This window comes from Shewanella septentrionalis (assembly GCF_025370265.1).
Lineage (GTDB): Bacteria > Pseudomonadota > Gammaproteobacteria > Enterobacterales > Shewanellaceae > Shewanella > Shewanella hafniensis.
Window position 1 is genome coordinate 15,906 of the sequence record NZ_JAMTCC010000019.1, and the last position, 19,477, is coordinate 35,382.

The 19,477-nt window shown below is 46.7% G+C and carries 18 protein-coding genes; 11 read left to right on the top strand and 7 right to left on the bottom strand.

All coding sequences use genetic code 11. The annotated features are described in order from the left end of the window. The first annotated feature begins 21 nt into the window (after nt 1-21). The 10 genes from NE536_RS12300 (at nt 22) to NE536_RS12345 (ending at nt 8,494) form a co-directional block, all read left to right on the top strand. Complete coding sequence (locus NE536_RS12300; protein ID WP_106650967.1) at nt 22-246, top strand: hypothetical protein; 225 nt, start codon at nt 22-24, stop codon at nt 244-246. Nucleotides 247-309: 63 nt separating this feature from the next. Then, on the top strand, nt 310-1,347 hold the full coding sequence (gene queA / locus NE536_RS12305; protein ID WP_261272856.1) for a tRNA preQ1(34) S-adenosylmethionine ribosyltransferase-isomerase QueA: 1,038 nt from the start codon (nt 310-312) through the stop codon (nt 1,345-1,347). A gap of 162 nt (nt 1,348-1,509) precedes the next feature. Next, nucleotides 1,510-2,634 (top strand): tRNA guanosine(34) transglycosylase Tgt, encoded by a 1,125-nt coding sequence (gene tgt, locus NE536_RS12310; RefSeq protein WP_006082277.1) that lies wholly within the window; start codon nt 1,510-1,512, stop codon nt 2,632-2,634. Nucleotides 2,635-2,660: 26 nt separating this feature from the next. Beyond that, entirely contained in the window at nt 2,661-2,993 is a 333-nt protein-coding gene (gene yajC / locus NE536_RS12315; RefSeq protein WP_007649452.1) for a preprotein translocase subunit YajC, read from the top strand. Between the two features lie 17 nt (nt 2,994-3,010). After that, nucleotides 3,011-4,861: a protein translocase subunit SecD gene (gene secD / locus NE536_RS12320; RefSeq protein WP_106650964.1), complete on the top strand. Its 1,851-nt coding sequence runs from the start codon at nt 3,011-3,013 to the stop codon at nt 4,859-4,861. A 12-nt stretch (nt 4,862-4,873) separates the two neighbouring features. Next, entirely contained in the window at nt 4,874-5,821 is a 948-nt protein-coding gene (gene secF / locus NE536_RS12325) for a protein translocase subunit SecF (RefSeq protein WP_006082274.1), read from the top strand. Nucleotides 5,822-6,055: 234 nt separating this feature from the next. Next, complete coding sequence (locus tag NE536_RS12330) at nt 6,056-6,373, top strand: putative signal transducing protein (RefSeq protein ID WP_006082273.1); 318 nt, start codon at nt 6,056-6,058, stop codon at nt 6,371-6,373. Between the two features lie 128 nt (nt 6,374-6,501). Beyond that, a complete protein-coding gene (locus NE536_RS12335; protein ID WP_006082272.1) occupies nt 6,502-6,861 on the top strand; it encodes a rhodanese-like domain-containing protein in 360 nt (119 codons plus the stop codon). Nucleotides 6,862-6,880: 19 nt separating this feature from the next. Next, nucleotides 6,881-7,792, top strand: coding sequence for a precorrin-2 dehydrogenase/sirohydrochlorin ferrochelatase family protein (locus tag NE536_RS12340; protein ID WP_107948226.1), 912 nt, complete (start codon nt 6,881-6,883; stop codon nt 7,790-7,792). A gap of 159 nt (nt 7,793-7,951) precedes the next feature. Next, nucleotides 7,952-8,494 (top strand): YaeQ family protein, encoded by a 543-nt coding sequence (locus NE536_RS12345; protein ID WP_063884738.1) that lies wholly within the window; start codon nt 7,952-7,954, stop codon nt 8,492-8,494. Between the two features lie 84 nt (nt 8,495-8,578). On the opposite strand, the gene NE536_RS12350 is transcribed toward NE536_RS12345, so the two are convergent. Next, nucleotides 8,579-11,038 carry a S8 family serine peptidase gene (locus NE536_RS12350; RefSeq protein WP_261272857.1) on the bottom strand — a complete coding sequence of 820 codons (2,460 nt, stop codon included), beginning with the start codon at nt 11,036-11,038 and terminating at the stop codon, nt 8,579-8,581. 1,015 nt (nt 11,039-12,053) lie between these two features. On the opposite strand from NE536_RS12350, the gene NE536_RS12355 reads away from it, so the two are divergent. After that, complete coding sequence (locus NE536_RS12355; protein WP_107948222.1) at nt 12,054-12,545, top strand: GNAT family N-acetyltransferase; 492 nt, start codon at nt 12,054-12,056, stop codon at nt 12,543-12,545. Between the two features lie 338 nt (nt 12,546-12,883). Here the strand turns inward: NE536_RS12355 and NE536_RS12360 are convergent, their stop codons facing one another. The 6 genes from NE536_RS12360 to NE536_RS12385 all read right to left on the bottom strand — a co-directional run bounded on the left by NE536_RS12360 (nt 12,884) and on the right by NE536_RS12385 (nt 19,427). After that, entirely contained in the window at nt 12,884-13,300 is a 417-nt protein-coding gene (locus tag NE536_RS12360) for a rhodanese-like domain-containing protein (protein ID WP_261272858.1), read from the bottom strand. A 125-nt stretch (nt 13,301-13,425) separates the two neighbouring features. Next, nucleotides 13,426-13,638 carry a YgaP family membrane protein gene (locus tag NE536_RS12365; RefSeq protein ID WP_006082265.1) on the bottom strand — a complete coding sequence of 71 codons (213 nt, stop codon included), beginning with the start codon at nt 13,636-13,638 and terminating at the stop codon, nt 13,426-13,428. Nucleotides 13,639-13,681: 43 nt separating this feature from the next. After that, nucleotides 13,682-16,930 (bottom strand): efflux RND transporter permease subunit, encoded by a 3,249-nt coding sequence (locus NE536_RS12370; protein ID WP_261272859.1) that lies wholly within the window; start codon nt 16,928-16,930, stop codon nt 13,682-13,684. 36 nt (nt 16,931-16,966) lie between these two features. Beyond that, entirely contained in the window at nt 16,967-17,980 is a 1,014-nt protein-coding gene (locus NE536_RS12375) for an efflux RND transporter periplasmic adaptor subunit (RefSeq protein WP_261272860.1), read from the bottom strand. Between the two features lie 171 nt (nt 17,981-18,151). Continuing rightward, nucleotides 18,152-18,868 (bottom strand): SIMPL domain-containing protein, encoded by a 717-nt coding sequence (locus NE536_RS12380; protein ID WP_261272861.1) that lies wholly within the window; start codon nt 18,866-18,868, stop codon nt 18,152-18,154. Between the two features lie 172 nt (nt 18,869-19,040). Then, complete coding sequence (locus NE536_RS12385; RefSeq protein ID WP_261272862.1) at nt 19,041-19,427, bottom strand: VOC family protein; 387 nt, start codon at nt 19,425-19,427, stop codon at nt 19,041-19,043. Nucleotides 19,428-19,477 lie beyond the last annotated feature (50 nt).

Here is a 19,477-nt window from a genome sequence, read left to right on the forward strand (position 1 = left end):
TTTCACTTTTTAGGATCATGGATGATGTGGAACTGGTTTATAAAAATGCTTGGTCGAGACGAGCAGCCCAAACGTAAAAAAGTGTTAGTGGATATTCCCTTCGAACAACACCGCTTTAGCATGGATGATTTCAGCCGTTCGCGGCTTAAATTCGATGCCGATGACAATTTGCCCCAAGATGGCGTCAAACCTATTAGCGTCAAACCTATGGTTCCTGAGCAAGAAGTGGACGCTGGCAATAAGTAATCTTGATATTCTTGGCCTCTAACCATAGACTAGCCGCCGTTCTAAGCTATCTAGAGGCCTAACATGCGCGTTACAGACTTTTCTTTCGATCTCCCCGATGAGCTGATCGCTCGTTATCCTATGGCGCAGCGTAATGCATCACGTCTGTTAACCTTAGACGGCAATTCTGGCGCGTTAGGCGACAAACAATTTACCGATCTGCTGGGGATGATTAATCCCGGCGATTTAATGGTGTTCAACAATACCCGAGTGATCCCCGCGCGTATGTTTGGCCAAAAGGCCAGCGGCGGTAAGTTAGAAATTTTAGTTGAGCGTATGCTCGATGATAAGCGCATCCTCGCCCACGTTCGCAGCTCTAAATCGCCGAAAGTCGATTCGTTAATTCTGCTCGACGGTGGCTATCAAATGAAGATGGTCGCCCGTCACGATACTTTGTTTGAACTTGAACTGTTATCCGAGTTGACCATTCTAGAGGTGCTCGAAGCCGTAGGGCACATGCCGTTACCGCCTTATATCGATAGACCCGATGAAGATGCTGACAAAGAGCGCTATCAAACTGTGTATAACCAAAACCCAGGCGCCGTTGCCGCGCCAACGGCGGGGTTACATTTTGACGATGCCATGCTCGATGCATTAAAAGCCAAGGGTGTGAATATCGCCTTTGTGACTTTGCATGTGGGCGCGGGAACGTTTCAACCGGTGCGTGTTGATACCATTCTTGAGCACAAGATGCATTCTGAGTGGGCCAATGTGCCGCAGGATGTGGTCGATTTAATCGCGCAAACCAAAGCGGCGGGTAAACGCGTCGTGGCTGTTGGTACAACATCTGTACGTTCCTTAGAAAGTGCGGCGCGCGCCAGCCAAGGTGAACTCAAAGCCTTTAGCGGTGATACCGACATCTTTATTTATCCCGGCTATCAATTCCAAGTGGTCGATGCCATGGTGACGAACTTCCACCTCCCTGAATCGACCCTCATCATGTTAGTCAGTGCATTTGCGGGTTTTGATCATGTTATGGCGGCGTATCAACATGCTATCGCGCAAAAATATCGCTTCTTTAGCTATGGCGATGCCATGTTTGTGACGAAAAAAGCCCACTAGACCAAGATTTTGTTTTAAAATAGCCGCCCAAAGTGAGTATTGGCGGCAACTTTTTTTCGTCAAAAGGTTGAACCTTTTAACGCTGTCCCCATCTCTATTGTTAATCAAAATGGCGGTAGCCATTAAAAATGTAGTCAGACTGTTTATCTGGCGAGGTGAATTATGAAATTTGAATTAGATACTACCGACGGCCGTGCGCGCCGTGGTCGGTTGATTTTTGACCGTGGCACAGTAGAAACCCCTGCATTTATGCCTGTGGGAACCTACGGCACAGTTAAAGGTATGACGCCAGAAGAAGTGCGTGCCACAGGCGCTGACATTCTGCTCGGTAACACTTTCCATTTATGGTTGCGTCCAGGCGAAGAAATCATGCGTAAGCACGGTGACTTGCATGATTTTATGAACTGGCAGCGTCCGATTTTAACTGACTCGGGTGGTTTCCAAGTATTCAGTCTTGGCGATATCCGTAAGATCACCGAAGAAGGTGTGCATTTCCGTTCGCCAATCAATGGCGAGAAAATCTTCTTAGATCCTGAGAAATCAATGCAAATCCAAGATGCATTGGGCAGTGATGTGGTGATGATTTTTGACGAATGTACGCCATATCCCGCCACTGAAGACGAAGCGCGCAAATCAATGCAGATGTCTCTGCGTTGGGCGAGACGTTCGCGTGATGAATTTGACCGTTTAGAGAACCCTAACTCTCTGTTCGGTATTATTCAGGGCGGTGTGTATGAAGATTTACGCGACGAAAGCTTAAAAGGCTTAGTCGATATAGGTTTCGACGGTTATGCCGTCGGTGGTTTGGCCGTAGGTGAGCCTAAAGCAGATATGCATCGCATTCTTGAGCATATTTGCCCGCAAATTCCTGCAGACAAGCCTCGCTATCTGATGGGGGTCGGTAAACCAGAAGATTTAGTTGAAGGTGTACGTCGTGGTGTTGACATGTTTGACTGTGTGATGCCAACCCGTAATGCCCGCAACGGTCATCTGTTTACGAGTGAAGGTGTGATCAAAATACGCAATGCGCGTCATAGAGATGACACGTCACCACTTGATACTAAGTGTGATTGTTATACCTGTAAAAATTATTCACGGGCGTACCTTTACCACTTAGATCGTTGTAATGAGATTCTGGGTGCGCGTTTAAACACCATTCACAACTTGAGATACTATCAAATGTTAATGGAAGGTTTGCGCGGTGCGATTGAGACGGGTACATTAGACGCCTTTGTGGCGGACTTCTATACCAGTCAAGGTCGCGAAGTACCAGAGTTAGTCGATTGATTTTTTGCTAATAAGAAGAGAAAACTATGTTTATTTCAAATGCATATGCAAGCGCTGCCGGCGCACCACAAGGTGGCGGCACGATGGAACTGATTTTCATGCTGGCGATTTTCGGCCTGATTTTCTATTTCATGATTTTCCGTCCGCAATCAAAACGCGTTAAAGAGCACAAAAATCTGATGTCTTCACTTGGCAAAGGTGATGAAGTGCTGACCAGTGGTGGGATTTTAGGCAAAATTGCAAAAATCAGCGACGAAAGCGATTACGTGTTACTGAGCTTAAACGACACAACACAAATCACGATCAAAAAAGACTATATTGCAGCTGTATTGCCTAAGGGCTCTATCCAGTCGTTGTAAGCCAAGAGGGCTCAGGCGTGTTAAATAAATACCCAATGTGGAAAAACATTATGGTGATGCTCGTCATTGCCATAGGTTGTTTCTATGCCGTACCGAACCTATTTGGTGAAGATCATGCGGTGCAAGTGGTGGCGACTCGAGGTGCTGAAGTCACGGCATCAACCCAAGCCAGTGTGAACGAGCTGTTAGCCAGTAAGGGCATTGCGGTAAAGCGCTCTGAGCTTGAAAAAGGTCAGTTGTTGGTCCGTGTGCAAAATGCGGATCAACAGCTACTGGCGAAAGAAGTGATTGCTGACAGCTTAGGCGACAAGTTTACTGTGGCGCTCAACTTAGCCCCAGCGACACCTAAGTGGCTTGAGTCAATGGGCGGTAGCCCAATGAAACTCGGTCTCGACCTTCGCGGCGGTGTGCATTTCTTGATGGAAGTGGACATGGGCGAAGCGATTCGCAAAATGGAAGAGGCTAAAATTGCCGATTTCCGTTCGCAGTTACGTGAAGAAAAAATCCGTTACGCGGGCATTCGCAATAATGCTCAAGGAATCGAGATTAAATTCCGTGATGGCGAAAGTTTAGCCAGTGCCGAACGTTTCTTAAAATCTCGCAGCAACGATATGGTGTTCACCGATGTGAGCAAGGGTGAAGACTTTGCCCTGCAAGCTGTGATGAGTGACGTGTATCTTAAGCAGATTAAAGAAGAAGCACTGCAACAAAACATTACGACCATTCGTAACCGTGTAAACGAGTTAGGTGTGGCTGAGCCTGTAGTACAACGTCAAGGCGCCGAGCGCATTATCGTTGAATTGCCAGGTGTGCAAGATACCGCTCGCGCTAAGGAAATCTTAGGTGCTACCGCATCGATTGAATTCCACATGGTCGATGACAAAGCTGATCCTAATGCAGCGCAATCAGGCCGTGTGTCTGCTGGTTCTGAAGTCTACCAGCGCCGTGAAGGCGGCACTGTAATATTGAAGAAAGAAGTGATGTTGACCGGTGATCATATCACTGGCGCACAACCTAGCTTTGACCAGTACAGTCGTCCACAGGTTAGCATCAACCTTGATGCGAAAGGCGGCACCATTTTCTCTGACGTGACCAAAGACAACATAGGTAAACCTATGGCGACCTTGTTCATCGAATACAAAGACAGTGGTGAGCGTAATGCCGACGGCAGCGTTAAGATGCAGAAAATCCAAGAAGTGATTTCTGTCGCGACCATTCAAGCGCGTTTAGGCCGCAACTTTGTGATCACTGGTTTAAGCCATGGTGAAGCACAAAATCTTGCACTATTACTGCGTGCTGGTGCCTTGATTGCGCCAGTATCGATTGTTGAAGAACGTACCATAGGTCCAAGCTTAGGTGCTGAAAACATTGAAAACGGTGTTCAAGCTATGGTTTGGGGTATGGCGGTTGTCTTACTCTTTATGCTGGTTTACTACCGTGGCTTTGGTCTTATTGCCAACATAGCCTTAACCATGAACTTAGTCATGGTCGTGGGCGTAATGTCGATGATCCCAGGCGCAGTGTTAACCCTGCCAGGTATTGCCGGTATGGTGTTGACTGTGGGTATGGCAGTTGACGGTAACGTGCTGATTTATGAGCGTATCCGTGAAGAATTACGTGCGGGCCGTAGCGTCCAGCAGGCCATCCACGAAGGTTATGGCAACGCATTCTCCACCATCGCCGATGCGAACATCACCACTTTCCTAACGGCGCTGATTCTGTTTGCCGTAGGTACAGGCGCTGTTAAAGGCTTCGCGGTGACCTTGATGATAGGTATTGCGACTTCCATGTTTACCGCAATCGTGGGTACTCGCTCAATCGTTAACGCGATTTGGGGTGGTAAGCGCGTGAAGACTCTGTCTATCTAAGGGGAAGTGACAATGCTTGAAATTTTATCTTTAAAACATACGGTAAACTTCCTCCGTCATGCACTGCCTATCAGTATTATGTCGGCTGTATTGGTGCTGGGATCGCTGGTTTCGCTCGCGACCAATGGCATCAACTGGGGTCTTGATTTCACTGGCGGTACCGTCGTTGAAATGGAGTTCACTAATCCGGTCGATTTAAACGCCCTGCGGGTGCAACTGACGACGCCTGATTCTGAAGGTGCCATTGTGCAAAACTTCGGTTCTAGCCGTGACGTATTAGTACGTTTACAGGTGAAAGAAGGCGTTAAGAGTGACGTGCAAGTTAAGTCTGTCATGGAAGCTGCGCAGAAAGTTGATCCACAGGTTCAGCAGAAGCGTGTTGAGTTCGTTGGCCCACAAGTGGGTAAAGAACTGGCTGAGCAAGGCGCTTTAGCAGTATTAGTCGCGCTTATCTGTATCATGATCTATGTGTCATTCCGTTTCGAATGGCGCTTAGCGTTTGGTTCCGTTGCGGCACTGGCGCACGACGTGATCGTGACTTTAGGCGTGTTTTCGGTATTCCAATTAGAATTCGACTTGACCGTTCTGGCGGGTCTATTGACGGTTGTGGGTTACTCACTCAACGATACTATCGTGGTATTTGACCGTATCCGTGAAAACTTCCTTAAGATGCGTAAAAGCGACCCTGAAGAAGTGGTGAATACTTCAATTACTCAAACCATGAGCCGTACAATCATCACCACAGGTACAACCTTAGTGGTGGTCGTAGCCTTGTTCCTTAAGGGCGGCACTATGATCCATGGCTTTGCGACTGCATTGCTGATGGGTATTTTTGTGGGTACGTATTCTTCTATCTATGTGGCGAGTTTCTTGGCCATCAAACTGGGTATTAATCGTGAACACATGATGCCAGTTGAGATTGAGAAAGAAGGCGCAGACCAACCTCCTATGATGCCTTAAAGGTTACATTCGAGTTAAAAAGCCACCGACGAGGTGGCTTTTTTTTAGCTCGAATTTGAGATAGATCTGACATTCTGCTAGCAAACTCACAAAGTTATAGTCAGTTATGCTGTAAAAATGGAATGTTAATTAAATTAACAACTGATGCAAAAATCAGCGCTCGACAGGCTCGGCTATTTAGCAGTAGGATGTCGGCAACCCATATTCCAGAGAGTTGTAGCCGTAGGATGTCGCATGGAAGAACGTAAAGTGTTAGTTGCTGGTGGTAATTTATTGCAAGCCCACACATGGAAAGGTTTATTAGAGGCCTGTGGTATTCATGTTGAGCTCAGAGGTGAAGCGCTATTGGGCGGGATTGGTGAGCTTCCGACAGGGATGCAAAACGTCGAGTTATGGGTGGGCGAGTCCCAACATGCGTCGGCGCAAGTGCAACTGAATGCGTTGGATGTCGAAAGCCCACAGTGGCAATGTGTGCAATGCCATGAAACCAATGAAGGCAGTTTTGAGTTGTGCTGGCAATGCAGCTCTGAGCGCAGCGAAAGCCACAATTAGCCTTGGATAGGCAATCACCTTCGCTTTGTGCTGTGGCTGAAAGATTGCGTCTACTGGATGAGAAGATTACACTTTGCTGATAAGCTGACATTCATCATGTCATTCAATATCTTATCTAGGAATCAGTGATGCCGCATCCCAGTGCTTTTTCCGCCCTTGTTGACGCAATTCTGCCTAACATCACCGAAGTGACCATTGAAGCCTATCAGGCCGATGATAGCTGGCACCTTGTGGATGTGCGTGAGGATCGCGAGTGGCTGCAGGATCATTTACCCCAAGCGAAACATCTAAGCCGGGGTATTTTAGAGCGTGATATCGAAGCACGTTTCCCCGATAAACATACCCCCATATTACTCTATTGCGCAGGTGGTGCGCGCTCAGCCTTGGCGGCCCATAATCTTCAACTTATGGGCTACACCCGCGTTGCCTCTTTGATTGGTGGCTATAAGGGCTGGGTACAGCGTCAACTGCCAGTCGTGCAGGATTAAGCGTTCAGGATCTCATTTAATGCAATATTTCCCCTTGTTTGTCGATACGGTTAACTTAAATGTTTTGCTGGTGGGAGCGGGTGATGTGGCGAGCCGTAAGCTGGCGCTGCTAACACGTACCGAAGCCAGTATCCATGTGATAGCCCCTGAGGTGAATCCTGAAGTGCAGCGTTATGCCGATACGGGTCGTATTCTGCTATCCCAGCGTGAAGTGGTCCACGCCGATATTCAAAATTATGATCTGGTGTATTTAGCTACGGCAAACGACAGTCTTAATGCCGAGTTGGCGACCTTAGCCACCGCGCGCGGTATTTGGGTTAATGCCGTTGATAATCCGGCATTTTGCCGCTTTATCACCCCTTCGATTGTCGATAGAGGCCGTTTAGTGGTCGCGATCAGCACTGCGGGCGCAGCACCGGTATTTGCACGCACGATTCGCTCGCGCTTAGAATCCAGCCTACCGCAATCACTCAAGCCTTTATTCGACTTTGTCGCCGATAGACGCGTCGAAGTGCAAGACAAGCTCGATTCAACCTCGAAACGCCGTTTATTTTGGGAGCGTTTTTTCGATACCAATGGCGACCGTTTCGATAGTCGTACCGCCGAGCATTACCATAATGCGTTTAATCATTTAGTTAGCCGCGGCGAAATCCTTTTGCTAGATGATTCAGCCTCTGTGGACTTACTGCCGCTCGCTGCCATGCCGTTACTGCAGCGCCTCGATTGGATCTATAGCCAAGGGGAGTTGAGCGACGAATTGGCCGAATTAGTGCGTCGAGATGCTAATCGTGGTGAGTTACCCGCACTCAGTGAATTGAGCCAGCAGTACGAGCAGGGCACTCGGATGTTGCTGGTGGCCGATGCGCAAAAAATCAGTCTGTTGAAGGCGCATTTCCCGATGGCTAAGCATTTACGACCCGGTGCGATTTAACCTCTTATCGATTCAGCCTTCTGTCCGATTGCACTTTCTGTTCGATTTGATGGACGTATCCTATTGTTCGTTTGAGCTAATGCCGAGTCTCAGGTAGACTCGGCAGCCTTATTTTAGGATTTCGCTGTTTCAGGATTTCACTCTGCATTTAGGATGACTATGGCCCTCAAAGCGACCGTGTTTAAGGTCAATTTACAGATAGCCGATATGGATCGGAATTATTACCAAGACCATCAATTGACGCTTGCCCAGCATCCTTCCGAAACCGATGGCCGCATGATGGTGCGTTTACTGGCGTTTATTGTGAATGCCAGCGAAACCTTAAGTTTCAGTAAAGGTTTGTGCGTCGATGACGAGCCCGAGTTGTGGGACAAAACCTTATCAGGCGAAATTGATCTGTGGGTTGAGTTTGGTCAGGCCGATGAGAAATGGCTGCGAAAGGCCAGTGGCCGTGCCAAAGTTGTGCAGTTATTTACCTATGGTGGCCGTAGTGTACCCATTTGGTGGAAACAGAATCAGCAGGCGTTAGAGCGTTACCAGAATTTAACCGTGTGGAATATTGCCGAAGAGTCGGTCACGGCGATGGAAGCCTTTGTTGGGCGCAATATGGCATTGCAGGTTTCTATCAGCGAAGGCCAAATTTGGCTATCGGATAATGAAACCAGCGTGTTGATCGAACCTGAAATTCTCAAAGATATTTAACGTATCTTGTAAAAAAAGAGCCTGCGATTGCAGGCTCTTTTCATTTATTACTTTCATTTTTCAGTAATGAGTATTGATTGGGATTTATTGGAAGCTCAGTTCCCAGCTATCGATATAACCCACATCACCACGGCCACTGTCTACGGCTTTCAACTTCCATACGCCGTTCGAATTCGCACCTGTCATATCAGCGGTATAGCTCTTGTTGATATTGGCAGCGCCTGAACCTGTGTTGCTATGCAGAGTGACGGTTTTACCAGAAGGGCTGATCAACTGCACTTTTAAGTCACCAATGTAAGGGTGGACTATGTTCACTACCGCAGTCACAGTGCCTGAATCACCGGTGCGAGTGACTGTGATTGGGCTAGTGATCCCAGCAGCTTTGTTATCTGGGATGTTGTAGTTATCAGTGTTGCTATAGCTTGCAGGCGTAGTCGGTGAAGTTCCGCCGCTAGATGCTGTGTAGCTTGCTGTTAATGACACACCAGTGAAGGCCGAGTAGCCTTTCAGCATGGCGTAGTAAGTGCCTGATTGGACATTGGTGATTGGGCAAGACTCGCTATTTCCACTTTTATACGGACGGCAATCATAGTTAGCTGTAGTCGGCGCTGCACCATATTGCACATACAAGTCCGCATCACCTGTTCCACCGTTCATCACAAAGCCTAAGTTAGTTGCGCCTTGTGGTACGTCAAAGGAGAAGTGCAGTTCTTCACTCGCTGCGCCGCCTAAGCCCGTTTTAGCCACACCGTTAACTAACACGCCATCGGTTGGAGTTGGATCAACAGGACCCGTTGGGCCAGTACAAGAGGCATCTAAGAAGGTTTTCGCGGCAACAGCGTTGACTAAACCATAGCCATAGTAGTTGTCTCGGCCCGCAGTACCAAGATCTTCAGCGGTCATTTTCAATGCGTTACGAACCTGCGCCGCACTACACTCAGGGTGATAGCTCCACACTAAGGTGGCAACACCTGACACATGTGGCGTCGCCATCGAAGTACCGTTGTAGTACTCGTAATCTTTATTGCCTTGGTTGCTGACTGTTGCTGTCGCACCCAGTTGATTACGCAGTGCTAAACCTGTTGCGCGATCCACTGATACGGAAACCATATTGATTTCACTGTTTGCATCGACAAGGAAGGGGTTTTGTAAGCCAGGTAATGCCGCGTTACTGTAAACAATCGCCGCACTGGCACCGGCATTTTTACAGGCTTTAGCCGCATTGATTTCAGGGTAACTTGTGCCTTGATTGCCAACACGTTCCACTAAACAAATCTTATTGGTCATGTTGCCGCAGTTGAAGCTAGTTCCGCTGACGCTACATTCGGCAAGCGTAGCTGTCGCTGTACCATTGTATGGTGCTGGCACATAGTTGCCGCCCGATGAAATGAGGCGATTATGAGGCACCACACCTGAATCAAAGTAAGACTGACCACCGATAGTAATATCGGCTAAACGGCCTTCGCCACGGGTAACCGTCGACAGAATCGCTTCACCTGGGCCAGAGATTTCAACTTGGTTGGTGTATTGGGAAAATGCAGAGTGGTCTTTATGATTATCCACTGAGGCGACTGACATCACGCCATCGTAGGATGCTGGATAGCTGTGAGCACTATTGCCATCGTTACCTGCAGCGGCAATCAAGAGAACACCATTATTATAATGGGCAGCAAGAGCATTACGCTCAGTGGTGCTCGAACCCGCACCACCTAAACTCATAGTGACAACGTTAGCGCCGTTGGCAACACAAGTATCTACCGCGGCCACTAAGGATGAAGAGTAACCCCAGCCAGATTCGTTAAACACTTTTACGACATGAATATTGGCATTTTGATTTGGCATTACGCCGATCACGCCGTCGTTGTTGGCAATTGCCGCAATCGTGCCCGCAACGTGAGTACCGTGGGCGTTGTTGTTACCTGGCTCGAACCAGTTGCCTGTGCCTGAGTTATTGGTGCCCGTGACATTATTGCCACTTAAATCGCTGTGACTACGATCGTAGCCAGAATCGATAATACAAATAGTACGATTGCCTGCTTGGCTATCGCTTAACTGAGTCGCCCCCACAAAGGTTTGACCCCAAGGCGTGCTTTCACTTAGAAAGCGGCGTGGCATATCTTCTTCAACATATTCCACATCAGCACGGGTTTTTAAGGCATTGATCCCTTTGGCATCGAGTTTCACCGAGTAACTGTTACTGCGGCCGATACGCTTCATTTCCTTCGCTTGTACTTTGTTCAATGCAGTGTGTTGAGCACTGATTTCCGCCATTTTGGGCTGATAATTCATGGTGGTTGGCAGCGTATCAGTTGCCGCGTCACTCGATTGCTGATCACTCATTGATTGCACATTACTGGCTGACATTATGGTAGCAGCATCGGCATTTTTAAATTTCACTATGTAACGCTTTGGCAGTGGAGAGGTTTGTGCTTGTAATGCCGCGGCAAAACCTGGTGCTTGTGGTGCTGCTTGTACACCGGCTGAGATCGCAATAGCTAAGCTTGAAAGACTTAACGCTATTTTAGTGGTTCTGTTGATTGTCATGTTCTTCTTCCATGGTCAATTTAGTGTTAATCATTATTATTTTATGTTTCATAAGAATAACTACGACTCAGATGCTACTCGGTTAGTGAATTTATCTGCGACCAAAGTATTTGTAAATCAATTGTTAACAGTATGGTTGCTTATAAAGCCTCATATTTTATAAGCAGTTAATTTGAATATAAATTCAACATGTAACGAGTTGTAACTAAGTTTTATTCAATTTCTTGTTTTTTTATGTGGTAAAAATGAATAAGTGAATACGAATTTACGGTCAATATGAGTACTTTATATTGACTTTCATGTTTCTATGTAATTGAAGTTTATGCATATATTTTTTAGTGATTATAAATAACTAAATATCCCTGTAAAAATTGGTCATTATAATGAGTTTTTTTCAAGTGATTGATTATGCGAAATTGTTGCAAATTTCTGTCAAGGGAGTGGCAGTTGCCAATTCATTGACGACGGCTGAACCAAACTCGTAAATTTGTTGATGTGTTTTTTGGAGGAGAATGTGAGCGGCAAAACGAGAAGTGAAAGCATGCGATATGGCTGATAACGGTAAATGCTGAGTGTACATTATCCAAAATAGCGTTACAGGATATGAGCTACCACTGCAAACTCGTACATGCTTCAATTATGTTTGTGAGGCTAATTATGTCGATAACTTTCAATTAAAAATTTTGAATAATCTTATTTATTTTTCATCGTTAGAACAGTCTAAAAAATATATTCATTTAAATTATTATAACGCCCATTAGTGTGGCGTTTTACTTCTAAGAATCTGCATATATAAGCTCGAATTTTTAGCATTTTCACAAAACTTGACATATAAGCATTTTGCCTAATAGCGTGTCTATTTGATGGGTGGTAAGTTAAATTAATTCATGAGGTTAAGTTTTTTTCTTGTGGCATTTTTTAAGCGAGTGAGTGCACGAGTTTAAGGCTGTGCACTATAAATCCTAAATTGGAGTCAATAAAAATTATAAAAAATATAACATCTAAGCGGATCGTATTGATATCTTCTTCAGCTGATCATCTTCATATAGAGCTTGAAACACCACAGTTACTTGCTGAAAAATTAAATGCAATTGTTTCAAATGCTTGGCCTTGTGGCGAATATGATTGTGATGCAATGGCGTTTTTTCTTGCTTGCTATGAAAATGGCGGTGAAGCAGCAAAAGGTTGGTATGGCTGGTATGCAATTGATATTAATCCTGTTTCAGAAGAAAGAACGCTAGTTGGCTCTGGTGGTTATTTTGGACCTCCAGATAGTCATGGGATGGTTGAAATTGGTTATTCAGTGCTACCTGAGTGGCAGCGTCGTGGCTATGCTACTGAAATTGTTAATACACTCGTTTCCCATGCTTACTCTTTTGAGAAAACAAAGAACATTATTGCTCATACTTCAGCGGAAAATGAAGCATCAAAAAGGGTTTTGATTTCCAATGGTTTTAGTGAGACTGGCGTTAATGAAGGTCATCTACGTTTTGAACATGTTAGATAGTTAATTTTTTGCCATACATCGGATCATTGATGTTACTTGTGTAGTAGCGAAAACGATTATTAATTTTTATCTGAATCGATTTACGCTAATAAGATACTTCAATATCTCACCATTTACCCGCTATCTTAGAAGTCTAATGTTGGGCTGGATAAAAAGCTTTTTATATAAAGCAATGTTGATTGATAGGCTATTGCTTAAAGTAAGCTTATTCACTTTAACAATAAAAAAGCGCCAAAGGGCGCTTTTAGGGGGAAACCTTGAATGACTAGAGTGCAGTGACAGTGCCTAAGTGATTTGTACTTGCTTCCCCGCACTAGAGCATAGTCGATGGCTGTGAATTACTTAGCGGGCTTTTTTTGCGCTTCAACTAAGGTGGAATAACCGCCACCATTATAGGTTTGCGTATATCCCGCGGCGACTAAGGCTTCGGTCGCGATACTGCTACGGCGACCACTACGGCAATACAAGACTACAGGCGTATCTTTGGCTATGCCACGCTTGGCAAATTCCTCAGCCACTTGCTCAAAGGGAATATTGACCGCATTGGCTAGATGACCTTCGGCAAACTCCTCAGGCGTTCTGACATCGAGCACCATAGCGCCTGCGGCAATCTTATCCCATGCGATTGCAGGATCTTGGTCGGCGGCGCTGGCCATCATGGGCATTAGTAGCAGTGGCATGAGTACCAGCGACTGCAGGCTTAATAGGGCTAAGCGCATTAGGCTTTGGCCACGGATTACTAGGTTGTGGGTCACTTTATCTCTCCTTGACGATCTTTTGGGCAAGCTTGTTTTAGCCAAGCGGGTACTTACTCACCTAAATCTTAACTCTTAAGTCTTAAGTCTTAAGTCTTAACTATTAAGTAGTGACTTTATGTGGCTTAACTTTGCTTAGCAATCTCAGCTTCTGATTTTACACCCAATTTGCGTAAAACCATGGCGGCAGGGCAAAAACCGGTAAAAGCACTTTGAAACAGGTTAGCGCCAACAAATGCGGTTAGCCACAGAAAGTTGTGGTGCACATAGGCGGTTAACACCAGTGACAGTAACACCATAAATCCGGCAAAAGCCATAATGCTGCGTTCTAATGACATACCTTACTCCTTGAGGCCATTTTGGTGATGGCCTTTGTTGTGGTTAGTTTTGTGTTTGTGTCTGTATTTGAACAGTATTCATGCGGTTTTTCATTGCTGTGTAGTACAGCACTGGGATGACAACTAAGGTCAGTATGGTCGAGATAAAAATACCAAAGATCAGACTGATCGCTAAGCCATTGAAAATCGGATCATCAAGGATAAACAGCGCCCCTATCATGGCCGCTAATGCGGTGAGCATAATGGGTTTAGCTCGCACTGCACCCGAGTGGATCACTGCCCGCTCAAAGGGCACGCCGGATGCGGTTTCTTGATTGATAAAATCGACCAATAATATCGAGTTACGCACAATAATCCCCGCCAGCGCTATCATGCCTATCATAGAGGTTGCGGTGAATTGTGCTCCGAGCAGGGCATGGCCTGGCATTACGCCAATCACAGTCAGTGGAATGGGCGCCATGATGATGAGCGGTACTAGATACGATCTAAACTGCGCCACTACCAAGAGATAAATGGCGATCATGCCGACCGCATAGGCGATACCCATGTCTCTAAAGGTTTCGTAGGTGATTTTCCATTCGCCATCCCAGAGCACGGCGACTGAGTCTAGCCCTGTGGGTTGGTGAATATAATGCTGATCAAACCCTAAGCCATCGACGCCATCAATTTTGCCCGCCATGTCGAACATGCCGTAGAGTGGGCTGTCCAGTGGCCCCGACATATCGGCGACGACCATGATCATAGGGATCATATTCTTATGGATAATCGGTGCATCGATTTTGCCGCGTTTGATGGTTACCAGCTCAGACACAGGCACGGATTGCCCCGTTTGGCTCAGTAACTTCATATTCAGCACTTGCTCTAAATCGACTTTCGCACCTTCGTTTAATTGCAGGCGGATCGGTATCGGTTGTTTTTGCTGGGCTTGATGTAAATAACTCACATCTTTGCCGCCAACGGAGGTGGCAATCAAGTCGACAATATTGCTGTAGGGTACGGCCATCAGGCTGGCTTTACTGCGGTCGATAATGACTTGCCATTTTTGCTGGGCGGCGGGCAAGAAAATATCGATATCGACCACGTCTTTGGTTTCATGGAACAACGCCTGCATCTCGTAAGCGGCTTGCTCGCGGATTGCGGGGCTCGGGCCATACACTTCTGCAACCAGCGGCGACCACACTGGCGGTCCAGGTGGCACTTCAACGACTTTGATATTGGCTTGATATTGCTCGCCAATTTGCTGCAGTTCGTCTCGCACCGATACCGCTATGCTGTGGCTGTCGCGTTTGCGGTGTTTTTTATCCACTAGGTTTACTTGAATGTCTCCAAGCTCTTGGCTGTGACGTAGGAAGTAGTGGCGGACTAAGCCGTTAAAGTTCATTGGCGCGTTAGTGCCCGCATACAACTGCAGATGCTCGACTTCGGGGACCGTCGTCAGATAGCGACTCAAATCCCGCAGCACTCTCTGGGTTTGCTCAACGGGAGTGCCTTCGGGCATGTCTACCATCACTTGAAACTCGGACTTGTTATCGAAGGGCAGCATTTTTAGCACCACGAGCTGACCCAGGGGGAGCGCGACGGCGATACCAATTAACACAAATACGCCGGCAGCCAGTCCCACTCTTGCCTTACGGGCATTTTTACCCAGCAGGAAAGGGCCAATTAAGTGGGTGAAGAGGCGCACCATCTTAGTTTCGGCTTCATCCTCGTGCGACGCTTGGGCAGTATCGTGCTTGTCATTGTGTTTCAGCAGTTTACGACTGAGCCAAGGAGTGACCACAAATGCCACTACGAGGGAAATTAACATGCCCATACTGGCGTTGATGGGGATTGGGCTCATGTAAGGCCCCATTAAGCCCGATACAAAAGCCATCGGCAGCAAGGCTGCGATAACAGTAAATGTCGCCAGAATCGTCGGGCCGCCGACTTCATCGACCGCCACAGGGATAAGCTCACTAAAGGACTTTTTGCCGAGCGCCATATGCCGGTGGATGTTTTCTACCACGACTATGGCATCGTCGACCAAGATGCCGATGGAGAAAATCAAGGCGAACAAGGACACGCGGTTTAAGGTAAATCCCCACGCCCAAGAGGCGAAAAGGGTGATCGCCAGAGTGATAATAATGGCCACACCTACGACTAAGGATTCGCGGGCACCCATGGTTAAAAAGACCAATACGACTACGGCGCTGGTGGCGAAAATCAGTTTTAAAATAAGGGTGTTAGATTTATCTGCCGCGGTTTCGCCATAGTTACGTGACACTGTGACTTCGACATTCGCGGGGATCAACACATTGTCGACCTTAGCAATCCGCTCAATCACACTGTCGGCGATATCGACGGCATTTTGTCCCGCTTGTTTACCAATTGCGATAGTGACGGCGGGATAAATGTCGGTTTTATCCGCGTGCCAAACACTCTGCTTAGGGATATCACTCTTCAAGCTGATTTCGGCAATATCCGCCAAATAAATCGGAATATGCTTGCCTTGTTTATCCTGATAGACACTGACAACTAATTGTTTGAGATCGTCTATGGATTGTAAAAATTGCCCAGCCTGAACTTTAATCTCTTGATTACCTTGCACTAAGGATGCAGGCATAGAGACCATATTATTGTCATTTAGACTCTGTCTTAATTTGTCGTAGGTCAGATTAAAGCTGTTCATCTTAGCGGGATCGATACGTATGTTGGCCACCATATCGTGCTGGCCAACGGTATAGATTTCGCGGGTACCGGGAATGCGCTTAATTTCGGTTTCTAACCCAAGGGCGACATGGGTCAGTTGCTCGGCAGAGACTTGTTTGTCCTTTGACCACAAGGTCAAACTGACAATCGGCACATCATCGATGCCGCGGGGTTTAATTAGCGGATCGCCCACGCCTGCGCCCCTTGGCAATTTATCCATGTTGGAATAAATCTGGTTGTATAGGCTGACGATGGCATCATTGCGCGCAACACCGACCTTAAAGATGACGATGATCAGCGCGCCATCGGGTTGGGAGAACGAGTACAGGGTATCTATGCCTTTGATTTCGGAGATCACTTGTTCCGCAGGCAAGGTGACTAAGTTTTCAACTTCGGTAGGTGTCGCGCCGGGAAAAGGGATAAATACGTCGGCAAAGGTGACATCAATTTGTGGCTCTTCTTCCTTTGGCGTCACCAAAATAGCGAATAAGCCAAGCAAGAGTCCGAGAAGCGCTAATAGCGGCGTGATGGCGCTATTTTGGAAGGCGGCGGCAATTCGACCGGAAATCCCAAGTGTGGCCTGTGGTACTGGAGCATGTTTCATAAAACAACCTCGACAAAGCTTAAGTTGCTAGGGAATTTATTGCTTTTTGTTGAGCAACACTTGGTAGGCATCAATAGCAACCTTATCACCCGACTTAAGGCCCGCCAGCACTTCGACCTCGCCATCTAAGGGACTAGCGACACGGACTTGGCTGAGTACAAATTCTTCGCCCTTTTTAAGGTAAACGCTGCTCAGTTCGTTCATTGTCAGTAACGCTGAAGTGGGCAGTTGGATTTTTTCTCGCTCGCCATTTTTAAAGGAAGCTTTTGCCCACGTGCCGGGTTGAAGATTAGCTTCATTTTCAGGCAGATTAATGCGCACTTGGTAGCTGTGGCTGACGGGATCGGCAAAACTAAAAATAGTGAGGTCGGTTGAGGTTAACTCGCGGCCATCACTTAAACGGACGATGAATTCGGGGGCGTTTTTCAACTGATTGATATAACGCTGCGGCACTTGGGTAATGGCGCGCATTTGACTCTCGGAAAACCCTGAAAGTAGTGCTTGTCCTGGGCTCACCGTTTCACCCAGTTCGACAAAACGCTCTGTGACTACACCACTAAAAGGCGCTGATACCACAGTGTATTTTAAGGATTCGCTGGCTTTGATCACGCGTGCTTGCGCTGCGGTTACGGCTTGTTCTGTGGCCTTAGCATTGGCGGTGGCTTCATCCATCGCGCCCTTAGAAATCGCGCCTTGGGGGAATAACTCTTTATAACGTTTGTATTGCGCCTGTGCTTCGACATTCAAGGCTTTGGCTTTAGCTAAATCGGCCTCAAAGCTCGCCAGTTCAGCGCCTTGCTCTTTACTGGTGATCTCCAGTAGCGCGGCTCCCTCTGGGACAAGATCGTTAACATCGTAGTTGAGTTTGACAATACGGCCAGAGGTTTGCGCCGATACCGTCGCCGCTTTTACTGCTTCTATGGTGGCATCTAAGGTGACCCAATTGGCGTAGGGTTTAGTTAAGACTTCGATAGTTTCGACTGAGGCAGCTTGGACTTGAGTACTGGCAAGTGCCAACAGTAAGAAAAAAGCGCGAGAAATTGACGTCATAATTTATATCATCCCAGATGTAATTCATGAGTAAATTCTAATGGAGTTATTTTCAATAGGCAATCAATATTTATTAGAAAAATTTAATGTAGTATTTTTCCCTAATTTAGGAATAAGGCCCATAAGCGCCTTATTCCCATCGTTTCAGTGAGTTCCGACTAAGCCTAAGATTTAGTCATTTAAATAGTAGGTGAGTGTGGACACAATGCGAATTTGTTTAATGTAAGGCGTGCTGCTGTCGCGGTCCGAAATAGTAAACTGGCCTTGACTCGCACTTTTAATTTTACCGAGGCGAGAATCTGAGTCCTTAGCAAATTTTTCCGCCACTTCACGGGCATTTTGAGTCGCTTCTTGTACCATGATAGGTTTGACTGAGTTGAGATCGGTAAACAGAAACTCGGTGCGATTATCATAATCTTGGCTGGCGATCGCTATGCCTTCCTTCACTAAGCTAATCATCTGCTTACGGGTATTGAGCATTAAATCAATCTGCGGGGTATAAACCGACAAATTCACTTTTGCCGAGTAACGGTATCTAACGTTGGGATCGACATAACCTTGGGCTTGGCGATCTTCAATTGAAGGTAATGAAATCGTAATTTCGCTATCGCTAAAGCCTTGTTCCTTTAAAAATGCCACTACACGGTCGGTTTTTTGCTGAACCGTCTCGTAGAGTTTAGGCAGATTATTATCGACCTCAGTGAAATTGATTGGCCAAATCGCCACATTGGCTTTGACTTCTTTTTCCGCTAAGCCCTTGACTGTCACTGTGCGTTCCATGGCTTTCATCTGCAATAAGGCCGTGCTTGCTGTCTGACCAACATACACAAGCCCAGCACAAAGGAAACCGCCCAGCAGCAGGGCTGGAAGGATGTTATTTTTTTCCATAAAAAGAATCTCTTGATTAGATGAACTCAGCCTACGATACCCAATAAACTTAAGTCATGCACTGGGTTTATTCGGGATAGATGCCGCTTAAGATTTGCAGGCGGCAGGTTGGCAATATCAGCTTGATGTCGCTTTTTCAACTCGATGGCTCATTTTCAGATTTTCAGACAGGCTATTTTTCTGGAGGAATAACACTCGGCTGCCATAATTCGACTTTATTACCGTCGGGATCGATAAACCAGCCAAAGCGGCCAAACTCTGAATCTTCAATGCCACCCACGAGCTGACCACCACCTTGTTCGACCTGTATGAGCGCTTGGGCTAGATCATCAACGATAAAGTTAACCATAAAGCTCTTATCTGAGGGGGCAAAATAGTCCGTGCTATGGGCGAAGGGCGTCCAAACATGGTAGCCGAGTGTCGCTTTATCTGTGTGATAAAACGCGGCGCCGCCCCAGTCTTCAATGGGGACTTGAAGATGGGTTTTATACCAAGTTGCCAAGGTAACAGGATCCGCACTTTTAAAGAAAATTCCACCGAGTCCAATGACTTTAGCCATAGCCGTAGCTGCGTTTACAGGAGTATGAATTAACTTTAGGCAATAAATGC

Excerpts from the sequence above, each read along its gene's own strand:
- NE536_RS12300 (WP_106650967.1), top strand. The coding sequence starts at position 22 with ATGATGTGGAACTGGTTTATAAAAATGCTTGGTCGAGACGAGCAGCCC.
- queA (WP_261272856.1), top strand. The coding sequence starts at position 310 with ATGCGCGTTACAGACTTTTCTTTCGATCTCCCCGATGAGCTGATCGCT.
- tgt (WP_006082277.1), top strand. The coding sequence starts at position 1,510 with ATGAAATTTGAATTAGATACTACCGACGGCCGTGCGCGCCGTGGTCGG.
- yajC (WP_007649452.1), top strand. The coding sequence starts at position 2,661 with ATGTTTATTTCAAATGCATATGCAAGCGCTGCCGGCGCACCACAAGGT.
- secF (WP_006082274.1), top strand. The coding sequence starts at position 4,874 with ATGCTTGAAATTTTATCTTTAAAACATACGGTAAACTTCCTCCGTCAT.
- NE536_RS12330 (WP_006082273.1), top strand. The coding sequence starts at position 6,056 with ATGGAAGAACGTAAAGTGTTAGTTGCTGGTGGTAATTTATTGCAAGCC.
- NE536_RS12335 (WP_006082272.1), top strand. The coding sequence starts at position 6,502 with ATGCCGCATCCCAGTGCTTTTTCCGCCCTTGTTGACGCAATTCTGCCT.
- NE536_RS12340 (WP_107948226.1), top strand. The coding sequence starts at position 6,881 with ATGCAATATTTCCCCTTGTTTGTCGATACGGTTAACTTAAATGTTTTG.
- NE536_RS12345 (WP_063884738.1), top strand. The coding sequence starts at position 7,952 with ATGGCCCTCAAAGCGACCGTGTTTAAGGTCAATTTACAGATAGCCGAT.
- NE536_RS12350 (WP_261272857.1), bottom strand. The coding sequence starts at position 11,038 with ATGACAATCAACAGAACCACTAAAATAGCGTTAAGTCTTTCAAGCTTA.
- NE536_RS12365 (WP_006082265.1), bottom strand. The coding sequence starts at position 13,638 with ATGTCATTAGAACGCAGCATTATGGCTTTTGCCGGATTTATGGTGTTA.
- NE536_RS12370 (WP_261272859.1), bottom strand. The coding sequence starts at position 16,930 with ATGAAACATGCTCCAGTACCACAGGCCACACTTGGGATTTCCGGTCGA.
- NE536_RS12375 (WP_261272860.1), bottom strand. The coding sequence starts at position 17,980 with ATGACGTCAATTTCTCGCGCTTTTTTCTTACTGTTGGCACTTGCCAGT.
- NE536_RS12380 (WP_261272861.1), bottom strand. The coding sequence starts at position 18,868 with ATGGAAAAAAATAACATCCTTCCAGCCCTGCTGCTGGGCGGTTTCCTT.
- NE536_RS12385 (WP_261272862.1), bottom strand. The coding sequence starts at position 19,427 with ATGGCTAAAGTCATTGGACTCGGTGGAATTTTCTTTAAAAGTGCGGAT.